Source organism: Rothia sp. ZJ932 (assembly GCF_016924835.1).
Lineage (GTDB): Bacteria > Actinomycetota > Actinomycetes > Actinomycetales > Micrococcaceae > Rothia.
Genome location: NZ_CP070480.1, coordinates 1,964,021 through 1,978,726 on the forward strand (window position 1 = coordinate 1,964,021; position 14,706 = coordinate 1,978,726).

10 protein-coding genes and 1 tRNA gene are annotated in these 14,706 nt (G+C 56.2%); 6 read left to right on the forward strand and 5 right to left on the reverse strand.

Annotated features, from left to right (window positions below; all coding sequences use genetic code 11):
• The first annotated feature begins 20 nt into the window (after positions 1-20).
• A complete protein-coding gene (locus tag JR346_RS08955) occupies positions 21-248 on the forward strand; it encodes a hypothetical protein (protein WP_205483973.1) in 228 nt (75 codons plus the stop codon).
• Positions 249-354: 106 nt separating this feature from the next.
• On the opposite strand, the gene JR346_RS08960 is transcribed toward JR346_RS08955, so the two are convergent.
• Together JR346_RS08960 and JR346_RS08965 are read right to left on the reverse strand one after the other, a co-directional pair.
• Positions 355-1,539: a globin domain-containing protein gene (locus JR346_RS08960; protein WP_204878217.1), complete on the reverse strand. Its 1,185-nt coding sequence runs from the start codon at positions 1,537-1,539 to the stop codon at positions 355-357.
• Between the two features lie 135 nt (positions 1,540-1,674).
• Positions 1,675-2,157 (reverse strand): Rrf2 family transcriptional regulator, encoded by a 483-nt coding sequence (locus JR346_RS08965; RefSeq protein ID WP_205482289.1) that lies wholly within the window; start codon positions 2,155-2,157, stop codon positions 1,675-1,677.
• 310 nt (positions 2,158-2,467) lie between these two features.
• Between JR346_RS08965 and JR346_RS08970 the strand changes: the two genes are divergently transcribed.
• Positions 2,468-2,836, forward strand: a complete 369-nt coding sequence (locus JR346_RS08970) for a hypothetical protein (RefSeq protein WP_204878215.1) — start codon at positions 2,468-2,470, stop codon at positions 2,834-2,836.
• 271 nt (positions 2,837-3,107) lie between these two features.
• Here JR346_RS08970 and JR346_RS08975 read toward each other — a convergent pair whose 3' ends face one another.
• Positions 3,108-4,583, reverse strand: a complete 1,476-nt coding sequence (locus JR346_RS08975; RefSeq protein ID WP_205482290.1) for a sugar ABC transporter ATP-binding protein — start codon at positions 4,581-4,583, stop codon at positions 3,108-3,110.
• Positions 4,584-4,885: 302 nt separating this feature from the next.
• Positions 4,886-6,745 carry a phosphoenolpyruvate carboxykinase (GTP) gene (locus JR346_RS08980; RefSeq protein WP_205482291.1) on the reverse strand — a complete coding sequence of 620 codons (1,860 nt, stop codon included), beginning with the start codon at positions 6,743-6,745 and terminating at the stop codon, positions 4,886-4,888.
• Positions 6,746-7,162: 417 nt separating this feature from the next.
• Here JR346_RS08980 and JR346_RS08985 point away from each other — a divergent pair.
• The 4 genes from JR346_RS08985 (at position 7,163) to JR346_RS09005 (ending at position 14,416) form a co-directional block, all read left to right on the forward strand.
• A tRNA-Arg gene (locus JR346_RS08985) sits at positions 7,163-7,235 on the forward strand.
• Between the two features lie 260 nt (positions 7,236-7,495).
• Complete coding sequence (locus tag JR346_RS08990; protein ID WP_205482292.1) at positions 7,496-7,819, forward strand: 2Fe-2S iron-sulfur cluster-binding protein; 324 nt, start codon at positions 7,496-7,498, stop codon at positions 7,817-7,819.
• 3 nt (positions 7,820-7,822) lie between these two features.
• Positions 7,823-8,659, forward strand: coding sequence for a DUF4232 domain-containing protein (locus JR346_RS08995; RefSeq protein WP_205482293.1), 837 nt, complete (start codon positions 7,823-7,825; stop codon positions 8,657-8,659).
• Positions 8,660-8,800: 141 nt separating this feature from the next.
• Positions 8,801-14,416, forward strand: a complete 5,616-nt coding sequence (locus JR346_RS09005; protein ID WP_240333934.1) for a DEAD/DEAH box helicase — start codon at positions 8,801-8,803, stop codon at positions 14,414-14,416.
• 127 nt (positions 14,417-14,543) lie between these two features.
• Here JR346_RS09005 and JR346_RS09010 read toward each other — a convergent pair whose 3' ends face one another.
• The gene (locus tag JR346_RS09010; RefSeq protein ID WP_204878189.1) at positions 14,544-14,687 is read right to left on the reverse strand and encodes a hypothetical protein; all 144 of its coding nucleotides are present in this window, start codon (positions 14,685-14,687) and stop codon (positions 14,544-14,546) included.
• Between the last annotated feature and the right edge of the window lie 19 nt (positions 14,688-14,706).

Consider the following 14,706-nt stretch of genomic DNA (forward strand, 5'->3'; position numbering starts at 1 on the left):
CCTGAAGCTAGATCAGCACATTGACCAGCGCAACCAAGCCAACCGCAATAATAACAACGCGCGGTAGGGTGGGCGGTAGGCGGCGTCCGACCTTGGAGCCGACCAATAATCTGGATACCTCAAGTATTGACTGGTTAGTGCAGGCTATCAATGCTTACCGGGGTGCCCTCGTTCTGGTGAGCCATGACGAAGATTTTTGCGAACGCATCGGTAGTACACGAACGCTGACGCTGGGAAGCCCCTCGTAAGAGGCAAGACTTAGCTGGCTACCTTCTCTGCGCGCAAAAGGACGCCGCCACTTCTGCATCTAGCGAAAGTAACGGCGTCCTTGGACACCTAACGCGAGGCTGCAAACTAGGCGGTACGAGCCTGGTCGTGCAGCATCCACTGGTCAGGGCCGAAGATTTCGTACTGGATCTGCTGACCCGGTACACCAGCTTCTACCAGTGCTGAGCGAGTTGCCTGCATGAAAGGCAGCGGACCGCACAGATAAACAGAAGCGTTGGAGGGAACATCGAGCTTTGAAACGTCTACGCGACCTTCAAAGTCGCCTGAGCCATCGCCCAAGAAGGAGACCAGCTTGCCGTTTTCTAGCTTCTCAACAGCGGCAGTGTACTCGTCTTTGAGGGGCCATGAGCTAGCGGTGCGATCAGCATGAACCGCCACTACCTCACGTGCAGAACCCTCAGCAGCAAGCTCAGAAACAAAAGCCAGCATGGGGGTGATACCAATACCTGCGCTGAAGAGGTAAAGCGGTGACTCGGGGTTGTCACCGAACGAACCGAGGGTAACATCGCCGTAGGGGTTAGAAATTTCTACAAGGTCACCGTTCTGCAGTTCGTGCAGAATAACGGTCATCTCGCCCTGTTCATCGAGCTTGATTGCAACGCGACGCTGATTCTTCTTAGCGGGCAGCAGGGTGAACTGGCGGGGCTGACGCAGACCGTCACGAGCCTTGGTGATGATTGAAACGTACTGACCGGCAACCGCCTCAGTCATGGGGGTTTCATCGGCAGGCTCGAAAGTCAGCACGAGAGTCTTCTCGCCGGTCTCTTCGCGGGCAACCACCTTGAAAGGGGCGAACATGACGTCGTTTGCCTGAGATGCATAGAGACCCTTTTCGAGCTTGATAAGGGCATCTGCCATCAGCCAGTACACCTCTGTCCATGCCTCAGCGACCTCGGGGGTAGCAGCATCACCCAAGTCAGCGGCAATAGCTTCAAAGAGGTACTTATAAACAGTGGGATATTCCTCTTCTTTGAGGCCCAGGGCTGCGTGCTTGTGAGCTACGCGGGAAAGAACTTCGTCGGGGTATGAGTCGGGGTTAGCGACAATCCAGGACGCGAAGACAGCGATTGACCCTGCCAGCGCCTTAGGCTGGGTACCCTCAAGCTGAGATGAGCGTGAGAACATACCGTCCATGAGATCAGGACGAGCTGCAAACATGCGCTTGTAGAACTCGGGGGTGATGTAGTTGATGCGCTCAGCGATCACGGGCAGGGTTGCCTCGATGACGGGGCGGGACTTTTCTGAAAGCACGGGGGCCTCCTTAGTGACAGTCTGTTGATAAACCACTCCCAATCTAGCATACAGAATGCGAATTTTAGGTAAATGAAAAACCCGCCACGCCCGAAAGCATAGCGGGTTCAAAAAGTTTTCAGTTTACCCAGCGAACTATAGTGGCGAAATCTCAGGCAGACGTTGGGCGAGCGACCCCAACCCCAGCTCTATAAAGACCGGACCCATCTGACGCTGATTGGGCAGCTCCGCAATAACAATATCGTCTACAGCAGCGAAGAAAGCCTCACGGGCGCGCCCTAACACCGTTCGCAACGCACAGTTATTACGCATGGGACAGGACGTGTGGTTACTGTGCGTTTCGCACTCCACCATTGCCACATCACCCTCAGAAGCCCGCAAAACAGCGCCAATCGTCACCACTCTGCCAGAGGCAGACAGCACCACACCACCGGTACGACCGCGGGTTGATTCAACCCAGCCCCTACTCGCCAAGAAGGCAACAGACTTGGCTACATGGTTATAGGGCGTGCCCACACCATCTGCGATAGTTTGAGTTGAAAGGCGTTCCCGCCCGTCAATACCGGCAAGAAGCAGAAGTATTCGCAATGACACGTCAGAAAAAGCAGTGAGCTTCATGCCGGATGGACCCTCCTTACAATTAAGCGTGCAGAAGCAAACCAAGCGCCGCTTCCCTACCAGTCTAAAAGACCTACCCCTAATAAGTTACTGGTCAGTCAATAAGATTACTAGCTAGAGTTGATAAAGATTACATCGACTATTAACGTTTTTACCTACGGCGCAAACGCTCAAACTATCGTCACATTCGGTCGAACGATGTAAGATCTTGAGTACACGCGCTGTAAAGATAATTTGCTGTTTCTATAACGCCAATTGTCTACTACAGGTCTTGGCGTTTTAACCCAACTAGAGACAAAGGAACATCTTTATGTCACAGCTCGACGAATCAATCAAGGAACTGCTTCAGATCGAAGGCGCAACCGGTGGCGCACTGGTTGACATCTCATCAGGTATGGCTCTTGCATCAGCAGGCAACCCCGGTTTCGACCTGACCGTTGCAGCTGCAGGTAACTCAAACGTAGTTCGTGCAAAGCTCAAGACCATGAGCGATCTCGGTCTCGATCAGAAGATCGAAGACGTGATGATTACCTTGGGTGCTCAGTACCACCTGATCAACGTTTTGAACACCACCGAGACCTCAGGTCTGTTCGTTTACCTGGTGCTCGACCGTAACACCGCTAACCTGGCGCTTGCACGTCACAAGCTGAACTCCATCGCTTCACGCATCTCACTGTAAGCGAAAAGTTCTAGCTTTTAGCTAATACTTACCTCAACAACGAGGTAGACGGGGCACTGTTCTTGAGTGAACAGTGCCCCGTCTTTTTTGTAAGCATTTTTACGATGTGCAACGCAACATTGGCAGTCTTACTCCTTTCCCGATGAAGGAGCTATGCACGCCAGATGCCGGCAAACCTCTCATAGGTTTTATCTGTAAGAGGCTTTACCTGTGCAGAGAGCACAAAACCCCTCGCCCGGCAGAACGAGGGGATTCAACATGCTTTATTTTTTTAGAAGTCGTCGCCGAGGACGTCTTCCATCAAGGTATCTTCGTCAGCTTCTTTATTGCGCTGAATAGAGACCAGTGAGCCGTCGCGCATCACAGCGATGCGGTTGCAAAGCTCAACCAGCTCGCCCATTTCTGAGCCAATGATAATAATCGAGGTGCCCTTAAGTGCGAGATCCTTGAGCATCTGGTAGATATCGCTACGTGCGCCCACGTCGATACCGCGGGTGGGGTGATTGAGAATCAGCAGGTCACAGTCAGTGGTCATCCAGCGGGCAAGAGCGACTTTCTGCTGGTCACCGCCGGAGAGGTTACCCACCTCTCCCTGAATGTTGGTGGTCTTAATGCGCAGCTTCTGTACCTGGTTAACAACGTCGCGCAAAGCCGATACTTCGTGCACAAAACCGGCTTCATCAACGTCGCCACCCATAAGGGTCTTAGCGATAGAACGCTCGTTAGCGATACCCAGCTCGTCATCATTGTCAGAGAGGTAACCGATGCCCTGCTTGACCGCATCCTCAGCACTATCGAGCTTAATCGCCTCGCCATCCATCTGCAGCTTGCTGTAGGTAACGTCAGATTTGACGCCCACCAGCGCACCCGCGACCTCGTTCATACCTGAACGGCGAATGCCGGTCAGACCAAAAATCTCACCGCGCCCCACAGAGAAAGAAACATCCTTCAGGGAGCCGTCCTCGCTGCTGAGGTTCTCAACCTCCAAACGGACATCTTCACCCTCATATTCTTCGGGGCGGGTTCCCATCACAATGTTACGTTCCAACATCTTGTAGACGATTTCCTCAGGACCCAAATCGCGAGGATCAAATTCAGTAGCCACCACGCCGTCACGCAAAATTGCAATGCGATCCGCCAGAGAGCGCAACTCATCAATGCGGTGGGTGATGTAGATAACCGAACGTCCCTCTTTAATGAGGCGCCGGGTAATTTCATGCAGCTGGAAAATCTCGTAATCATTGAAGGTCGCAGCAACCTCGTCCATGAGTACCAACTGAGTCTCCTCAGCCTGCATACGCACAACCTCAATCAACGCCTGCTCAGCGCGCACCAAATCGCCCATCTTAGCATCAGGGTCAATTTCAAGATTTACCCTGCCTAGCAGTTCAAGCGCGCGTTCACGCTGCTCGTCAGCGGGCTTGTTAGCGTGGAAGGACGCGCGAAAAATAGCCTGCGCTACGGTCAGCTCAGGATCAATGCTGAACTTCTGGCGAATAGAGCCAATACCAACCGCCATTGCCTCATCGGAGGTGCTCGCAACATAGCCCTCACCCGCAATAGACATGGTGCCGCCATCGGGAGTGTCATAGCCACCGAGGATTGAAATAAGTGTTGACTTGCCAGCACCATTTTCACCCAGCAGACCAACGACTTCGCCGCGGGCAATATCGAGGTCTACCCCACGCAGAGCACGAGTGTGACCATGTGACTTCGTCAGCCCTTTGATGCTGAGCAGGTTATCCACTACGAATTCTCCCCTTCAGGCTCTGAAAATAAGCCCTATCGAACTACTGGCAGTCCCCCTCTAGCGCCCCAATCCATGGGGGTGACATAAAGGTTCATAGAAATTATACATTTTCCTTCTTATACTACCGACACAGCCGTACAAAGTAATTCGGGTTGGTAATAAAAGATTGAAATTATTTTCACGCACAATAAAAACGGTGGGTTCAACAGCGCACAAACGCCGTTAAACCCACCGTTTCACACGTACTCTGCGAGGGCAAAAGCAAGTGCTTAGCCTATCCCCCGCTACCTATCAGAGGGCTAGAACGCCTGCTCTAAGGCATCCACCAGAGCATCACGTTGCGCACGCACCTGAGCGGGCAAAGTATCGCCAAATTTCTCTAACCACCCATCAATACCGGGAATTTCCTGCTTCCATTCTTCGACATTTACAGCCAAAGCCGCCTGAATTTCCTCTTCAGTAATATCGAGGTTAGTTAAATCAAGGTCAGCTGGGGTGGGTACAATACCAACGGCAGTTTCTTCGCCACCAGCGGTACCATCCAGGCGCTCGCAAATCCATTTAACGACGCGGGAGTTCTCACCGAAGCCGGGCCACGCGAATCCACCATCGGCGGTGCGACGGAACCAGTTGACGTAGTAAACCTTAGGCATATTTTCATGCCCGTGCTTCTCACCTAAATCAAGCCAGTGCTGGAAGTAGTCCCCGGCGTTGTAACCGATGAAGGGCAGCATTGCCATGGGGTCGCGGCGCACCACGCCCACAGCGCCCTTGGCAGCTGCGGTGGTTTCTGATGAGAGAGTAACGCCCTGAAAGACACCGTGTTCCCAGTTCTTTGATTCTGAAACTAGCGGAACGGTGGTCTTGCGGCGTCCGCCGAAGATAATCGCATCCAGCGGCACGCCCTCGGGTTCGTAGTACTCGGGAGCGAGCATGTCAGCCTGGTCAATGGGGGTGCAGAAACGTGAGTTGGGATGCGCAGCAGGACGCCCTGCATCGGGAGTCCAGTCATTACCACGCCAGTCAATCAGATGCTCGGGAACCTCATCGGTCTTGCCTTCCCACCACACGCTGCCATCATCAGTGAGAGCTACGTTGGTGAAAATAGTGTTGCCCTTGGCGATAGCGCGCATAGCATTGGGGTTAGTGGGCCAGCCGGTACCCGGTGCCACACCGAACAGACCAGCTTCGGGGTTCACTACGCGTGCTTGATCATTTTCATCAAAACGAATCCACGAAATGTCATCGCCCACCATCTCAGCCTTCCACCCGTCGATGGTCGGATCCATCATGGCGAAGTTGGTCTTACCGCACGCTGAGGGGAAAGCAGCAGCCACGTAGCGTACCCGCCCAGAAGGAGAGGTAACCTTGAGAATCAGCATGTGCTCAGCCATCCAGCCCTCATCATGCCCCAGAACGGACGCGATGCGCAGGGCGTAGCACTTCTTACCCAACAGAGCGTTACCGCCGTAGCCCGAACCGAAAGACCAAATCTCGCGGGTCTCCGGGAACTGCACAATGTACTTTTCGGGATTACAGGGCCAAGGAACATCCTGCTGCCCTTCTTCAAGCGGAGCGCCCACCGAGTGCAACGCTTTCACAAAGAAACCGTTAGTGGCAGTGAGCTTCTCAAGAACCTCAGTGCCAATAGTTGCCATAATGCGCATGGAACACACTACGTATGCCGAGTCAGAAATCTCAACACCAAACTTGGGATCGCTCGCATTCAAGCTACCCATCACGAAGGGAATCACGTACATGGTGCGTCCGCGCATGGAACCCCTGTACAGACCACGCATATCTTCCTTCATCTGAGCAGGGTCACGCCAGTTATTGGTGGGACCTGCCTTCTCCGGAGTTTCAGAGCAGATAAAAGTACGTTCCTCAACACGTGCAACATCGTCAGGGTCAGAGAACGCGGCGTAAGAATTGGGGAACTCGTGGTCGCTCAGGCGCACAAACGTGCCAGCTTCAACGAGCTCTCCTGCCAAGCGATCGTATTCTTCTCGGGAACCGTCCACCCAGTAAATGCGCGCAGGCTCAGTGAGCTCTGCAACCTCACGTACCCACTGCACCAACTCTGCATGGGTGGTAGGTGTATGATCAATTGCTTCCTGTGCAACCGCTGAAAGGCTGGTTACCTGTGAGTTATCAGCCATGTAGACCGTTTCCCCTTACATATATATTTCGGAACTACTCTGTACCGAAGTATCGTGTGCTCACCTCTGCCAAACGTCTGACAGAATAAAAGCAAAAACGCGCCAGCACCCCAAATTTCAGGGCAACAGCGCGTGATCTACTTCTAACAGCAAGCAGCTCACCTCTTTGTGATGTAATCAAGATACCCAGAAACCTGCGCCATTTGCACTCATTTCGAGCATTTCCCTTCAGTTTTTACAGATTCCACCCCTCCAAAGAAAAAGTTTTCACCCAAAATTCCGCGAAATGTAGCGGATTTTTCGTTCCAACACCCCCTATGAGATGACAGTCACGCCTTTTCGATTTGCGCGCACCCCAAAACCTGCGTAGAGTATTACTCGTTGCTGAGGCAGCCGAGAGGTTACCACAGAGAACATGCGCCTGTAGCTCAACGGATAGAGCATCTGACTACGGATCAGAAGGTTGGGGGTTCGAATCCCTTCGGGCGCACGATACAAATCCTCGCTTCCGGACGGAAGCGAGGATTTTTCCTTTAACTCTCAACCGCAGTACAGAAGCCTTCAATTTTGTCTGCGCATAGGTGGTCGCCCCACTAAAAGTTAGTGCATCACTGACCAAAACCTGATGAAACTGACCATACTTTCACCTCCAACTAAGGCAGCTTCAGTCTCTCAGCGGTCGATACCCCCTAAAATGGGTACTCGTAAGCAGTTTTGAGCGCCAGTACACCAGAAAGTTTGAGGCTTAACATGAGCGGCATTGATATCACCGTTGTTGGCGAAGACGGAACCAGCCGCCCCGTAGAGTGGGAAGATCATCAGAACCTTCTTGACGCCCTTCTTGCCAACGGGTTCCCCGTGCTAGCCACCTGCGGCGGCAACGCGTCCTGCGCAACCTGCCACGTCTTTATTGACCCCGAACACATCGACGCCAGCGGCGAGCGCACCGACGCTGAAGCTGACTTACTTTCTATGATTGACGATGTTGCCACCGAGCACTCCCGGTTGGCGTGCCAGACCGAGTTCGTCACCGAGATGGCTGGGGCAACTGTAACCCTCAAAGCAGGAATGTAATTAATGGCAGGTTTTTCATTGGGCACTTTCCGGATGCTTCGCACCGCAGGAAAAGTTTCATGTTCCGCTATAGTACTCATGACGCTCTCGGCGTGTACCGGTGGGTCTGATGCGGCGCTTGATCCGCCGCGTCCTACGAATGCTCCTAGCTCTGCGGTGAGTGCATCCGGTGGGCAGCCAGCTGTTAGCTCTGCCCCAACCGCCGCAGCGAGTGAAACTGCGACGGCAAGCCCTGGTCTAGTGGCATCTGCAACGCCACGGGCTACCGCTCCGACTCCCACCGTTATAGAGCAGACGCCGGGTGCTCTACCCCCGTCAGCAACAGAGGATCCTCAGCAGTCTGCCCCTACAGGCACTGTAGTTACTGTTCCGGCACAGACCCCTGCACCGTCTGCTCAGACTGCCCTTAACAACACCCCTGCCTGCGAATTGGGCAGTGCAGCAGTAATTTCTGCGCAGGTCAGCGGCACCGCTGCTGCCGGCTCGCAGTACATTACCCTGACTTTCACCAACACAGGGGCAACGCCCTGTTCGATTGTGGGTTACCCTGCTGTCAGCTATGTGGACGCCGGTGGTCACACCATTGGTGCTCCCGCTGCGCGAGCAGCGGAGTGGACCAGCACCGGGGTTCTGCTGACTCCAGGCGAAAGTGCCCAGGCGACCCTGCGCGAAACTCGTGCCAGCCTATTTGCTGACTCATGCCAGGCTCTTTCATCGAGCGGCTACCGAGTGCAGTTGCCGCAGACTAGCGGTACGCTCACGGTGCCCTACCCTGCTGAGGCTTGCAGTAACACCGCGGTACAGCAAATGAGCGTGGGTCAGGTAGGGGCAACTCCCTAAGCCGGTCACTGGGAGCCACATATTTTCTGTATCTGTGCGATGTTGGAGGCGTCGTAGCTATTGAGATAGCGCAGCGCATTCTATATCTGACCGCAGACGATGAAGGCCTGGACGGGCTCCTGCACTGCCATAATAGAGGGTATGGTCAGTGCCCTTGATAATTTTTCGCCCAGTACTCGCACCTGGTTTACGGGTGCTTTTTCTGCTCCCACTGCTGCCCAGGAGGGCGCATGGAATGCTATTTCGGCAGGTAAGCATGCCCTCATTGTGGCACCCACCGGTTCGGGTAAAACGCTGGCTGCTTTTTTGTGGGCACTGGATAGGTTGTACCACGGGGGCGAGGATGCACGCGTTGAGGAGACCGAGGACGCGCGCGCCCCCGTCCATACGGGCACCAAGGTTCTCTACATTTCGCCTCTGAAGGCTCTGGGTGTCGATGTGGAACGCAATCTGCGAGCGCCGTTGATTGGTATCGCGCAGACCGCTAAGCAGTACGGGCAGGTGCCGCCGCAGGTGAGTGTGGGGGTGCGTAGCGGTGATACTCCGGCGAAGGAACGCCGGGCGTTGGTTGCGCATCCGCCGGATATTTTGATTACTACCCCCGAGTCTCTTTATTTGATGCTGACCTCTAAGGCGAGGGCGACCCTCACCGGGGTTTATACGGTCATTATTGATGAGGTTCACGCGGTTGCTGGTACTAAGCGCGGGGCGCATTTGGCGGTGACCTTGGAGCGGTTGGATCAGATTCTTGAGACTCCCGCTCAGCGTATTGGGCTCTCTGCAACGGTTGAGCCGGTTGAGACAGTAGCGCGTTTTCTGGGCGGTACGGCGCCGGTTGATGTGGTGCGTCCGCCGGGTGAGAAAGAGTGGGATTTAACGGTGAGTGTGCCGGTGCCGGATATGACGGTGCTGGGCGGACCGAATGCGTACGGTGAGGGCGATAATGCTTTCACCCCAGCTCCAGTGAGTAGTAAGTTGGAGGTTCCGCGTGCGGCGCGCAATGAGGTGGAGCGCGCTATCGCCCGCGATATGGCGTTCGAGGCGTCGCCTTCTTTTACCTTCGATGACGGGGTGGTGGGTGAGGATTCTTTGGCTGATGCGGTCGAGGGTTCTCACGGGGTGGCAACCGCTCCCGGGATCACCTTGGCTGAGTCGCTGGGTATTGTTCCACCGTCAGGACGTGAAGATTCAGCCTCGGCTGCTGGCACTGCTTCGGCTAAGAAAATATCCATGCCCGCCGATGTCGCCGATGCGGTGGGTATTAGTACCCCCGCAGCTCCTTTGGCTGAACGTAAGGACGCCTTTACCCCGGTCAGTTTCGTTATTGAAAATATGGAGGAGGGCGAGGACGCTGCCGATGGCGCCCTCACCGGTGGCACGCTTCCCGAGTCGTCGTCTGCCCTCGGTAGCGCCCCCGATACCGGTGGGTACCAGGCATCCATCTGGCCCCACGTTGAAGAACGCATTGTTGATGTGGTGGAAGCCCATCAATCAACGATTGTGTTCACCAATTCGCGCGGTTTAGCTGAAAAGCTCACCGCCCGCCTGAACGAGATTTACGCGGCGAGGGTACGCGATCGTAGCAGCATGAACGAGGAGGCGCCCTCGCGCGGGGGCGAGCCGCAGTCGGTGACAGAGATTCTAGCGCAGGCGCTGGCGAAGGACTCAGTGCGGTTAGAAAACCCCGACCACGACGCTAAACTCACCCAGAAAACCGAGAATCGGGCGCGCGCGTCCGCCCCAGCAGAAAATACCGCTGCCCCGGTGCTGGCGCGTGCCCACCATGGTTCGGTGGCTAAAGACCAGCGCGAAATCATTGAAGACGCCCTGAAATCTGGCGAGCTCAAGTGCGTGGTCGCGACCAGCTCCCTAGAGCTGGGTATTGATATGGGTGCCGTTGAGGTTGTGGTGCAGGTTGAAGCGCCCTTTTCGGTGGCATCGGGTTTGCAGAGGGTAGGACGCGCCGGGCACCAGGTCGGCGAAGTGTCGAGGGGCTTTCTCTACCCCAAGCATCGCGGCGATTTGCTGAACGCTACCGTGACGGTTCGCCGCATGCTTGATGGGGCGATTGAGCCGCTGACCATTCCGGCAAATCCGCTGGATATTCTCGCCCAGCAAACGGTAGCGGCGTGTGCTTTGGGGCCCATTGATGTTGAGGCTTGGTTTGAGGCGCTGCGGAATACTGCACCTTTTGCGACCTTGCCGCGTTCGGCTTTTGAGGCGACCCTCGATTTGCTGGCCGGCAAGTACCCCTCCGATGAGTTCGCTGAGCTGCGTCCGCGCATCATCTGGGATCGTGATGGCGGAACCATCGAAGGCCGCAAGGGCGCTCAGCGACTGGCGGTTACCTCAGGCGGCACCATTCCAGACCGCGGTCTGTTCCCCGTGTACATTGTCGGTTCTGAAGACTCTAAAGCACCCAAGCGAGTGGGTGAGCTTGATGAAGAAATGGTCTACGAATCGCGTGCCGGTGACGTGATTGCTCTCGGTGCCTCGTCCTGGCGTATTGAAGATATCAGCCACGACCGCGTCAGCGTCACCCCCGCCCCAGGTGTACCCGGCAAGCTGCCGTTTTGGCGCGGTGAGGGTGGCGGACGTCCGGTTGATCTGGGGCGAGCACTCGGCAAATTCACCCGCGAGCTCGCCACCGATCTCACTAGCAAGCCCCAGGACGCGCGCGCGAAACTGACCGCAACCGGGCTTGATACTTGGGCTGCCGACAACCTCGAAGCCTACGTACGCGCCCAGATAGAGGCTGTGGGGTCAGTGCCGAGCGATATTCAGTTCACGGTAGAGCGTTTTCGCGATGAAATCGGTGACTGGCGGTTGATTCTCCACTCGCCCTTGGGCATGCCTGTACACGCTCCCTGGGCGCTGGCTGTGGGTCAGCGAGTAGAAGCCCAATACGGGGTAAATGCCTCGGCGATGGCTGCTGATGACGGCATCGTGCTACGCATACCGGCGATGGAAGCAGAACCTCCCGGTGCCGATATTTTTCTTTTTGACGCCGATGAGCTTGAGGATATCGTCATGCAAGGGGTGGGCTCTTCTGCCCTCTTTGCCTCCCGATTTAGGGAGTGTGCCGCCCGCGCTCTACTGCTACCGCGTAAAGACCCTGGTCGGCGCACACCCTTGTGGCAGCAACGTCAGCGATCAGCCCAGCTGCTCGATGTAGCACGCAAGTACCCGAGCTTTCCCATTATTTTGGAAACCGTGCGCGAATGTATGCAAGATGTGTACGACTTGCCCGCGCTCATCCAGCTACACAAAGACATTGATGCGCGCACCGTGCGTTTGGTGGAGGTCGAGACAGAATCCCCCTCCCCCTTCGCCCGTACTCTGCTCTTTGGTTACGTTGCCCAGTTCCTCTACGAGGGCGACTCCCCACTAGCAGAACGCCGTGCCGCTGCCCTCTCCCTTGACCCGGCGCTGTTGACTGAACTGCTCGGACGCGATGAACTGCGCGAGCTACTCGATGCCAACGTTATTCGCTCCACCGAAGCCCGCCTGCAGCACACCGCCACAGGTTACCGTTACCGCGGGGTGGAAGGCACCGCCGACTTGCTACGCCTGTTAGGGCCGCTCACCGCAACCTCGCTGGCAGCAAGACTCAAAGATGAGGACGCGCCCGCCCTTGAGCTCCCAGAAACGGTAGGGAGCGGTGAAGAGGCAGAAGCAGATCAGCCGCTGGAAACAACAGAAAAAACAGTGTCGGTCGATACCACCCAAGCTTTCCTCGATGAACTGGTCGGTAGCAATCGCGCCCTGCGCTTTAACCTGCACGGGGTTACCCACTACGCAGCCATCGAGGACGCCTCCAGACTGCGCGACGGACTGGGTGTGCCCCTGCCCATGGGCGTACCGCTCGCCTTCCTCGAACCGGTCAAAGAACCCCTGCTTGACCTGGTCGCCCGTTACGCACGTACCCACGCACCCTTCACCGCAGCCCAAGCCGGCGCGTCCTTAGGGCTGGGCGTTGCCATTGTCGATACCGCCCTGCGTACCCTGGCGGCAGACAGGCGCGTGCTCTCGGGGGATTTTCTACCCGATGAACTCCATGAAGAGCTCACCGCAACCCGCGCCGCCGACTCGCCAGCACCCCCAGCTCCCATCAGTAGCGCCGCCACCCAGTGGGTCGATGCCCAGGTACTACGCACCCTCCGCTCACGCTCGCTTGCTATTCTGCGCCAAGACGTAGAACCCGTCGCCCCGCATATCTACGGACGCTTCTTACCCCCCTGGCAGCACGTTGAAACCTGGAAGCTCACCGAAGCCCAACAGCCCCCCGGCACCTTTGGTACACCCGTCAGTGGCATCAAATCGTCGGTAACACAGGATCAAAGCAGCATGCTCAGCGGCTACGACGGTCTTCTCACCGTGATCGACCAGCTCGCCGGCGTCCGTCTGCCCGCCTCGGCACTCGAACCATTGGTGCTGCGCTCGCGCGTGAAAGATTACAGCCCGGCTCTACTTGATCAAGCCATGAGTTCGGGGGATGTTCTGTGGATTGGTGATGGCGAGCTTGCCGGTAGTGACGGCTGGGTATCGTTGCATCTGAGCGAAGCATCTTCTCTTACTCTGCCCGATGAACAGGCACGCATCACGGCATTCAACACCCTCGCCCCGCTAGATAAAGCGGTCTATGAGGTGTTGGGCTCAGGCGGTCTTTTTATTCACCAGATACAAGCCGCCCTGCAGGGCAGGCTGGGTGATAGCGCAACGGTGACACTCAAAGACATTTCAGGCTCGCTCTGGAACCTCATTTGGGCAGGTCTCATTACAAACGACACCTTCGCCCCCGTACGCGCTCTATTGAGCGGCGGCTCGACCGCTCACAAGGTTGCTACCCCAGCCCCCCGTGCCCGCTCGGTGAGTATGCGCCGTGGCGCTGCCCGTCTCTCGGGTTCACGCTTTGGGGGTGCCTCCCGCTTCGGTTCTCTGGGTGAGACTCCCGTTGCCGCGCCCATTGATGCAGGACGCTGGTCACGGGTCTACGCCGAAGAACTCGATAGCACCATCGCAGCCCATGCCCGCAGTGAGCTACTCATGGACCGTTACGGTGTTCTCACCCGCGGCGCGGTAGCCCTCGAAGACGTCCCAGGTGGTTTTACCAGCATCTACCGGGTGCTCTCAGCCGCCGAAGAAAAGGGTCTTGCCCGCCGCGGTTACTTTATTGAAGGCTTGGGTGCGGCGCAGTTCTCCACCGCCAACACAGTGGATCGTCTGCGCGATTACGACAAGGATTCTGGCGACGATAGGCACACTCGCACCGTTACCTTCCTCGCCGCCACCGACCCCGCCAACCCCTACGGGGCAGCCCTGCCCTGGCCACAGGCACCGGCGCTGGACGGCGCGTCCACGCCCATTGCCGGGGCAGAAAGCCTAGAGGAAACCAGCACCGCAACCCGTCACAAACCCGGACGCAAAGCTGGCGCTGCCGTGGTGCTCGTAGACGGGGAACTCACTCTTTACGTAGAACGCGGCGGCAAAACCATGCTGATTTTCACCGAAGATACTGACCGCGTCAAAGTCGCAGCCCCGTTGATCGGTGAACTGGTGCGTCGCGGTGCCGCAGAGAAAATCATGATTGAAAAAGTCAACGGGTTCAGTGTTCTCGATACCCCCGACCCCCTGCCCGCACGCGAACAAGGGCAAGAAGCCCCCACCGAACACCCGGTCACTACCCTGCGTGCCGGGCTTCTCGCCTCGGGATTCTACCCCACCCCCAAAGGTCTACGCATGCGTAAAGACTACTAAAGCAAGGCACTCACTAGATTTTAAAAGAATCAGCGCGACCTTAGATAGGGAAGCAAGGTCGCGCTGATGAGGGGATATATTTAATTATTTACCTACGTGTACCCAGGTACTTGAAGGCTATTGGGGATTAGCCAAGTACCGGCGCATCGGTCTCAGACTCAGTTATTGCTTGACGGAACTCACGCACCGCTCGCAACACTTGCTGAAACGAGGCAATTACAGTCATTACCGCAAAAGCCGCAATGATGTAGTACACAATAGATGTAACCATGATGGTTACCTCCTGGTAT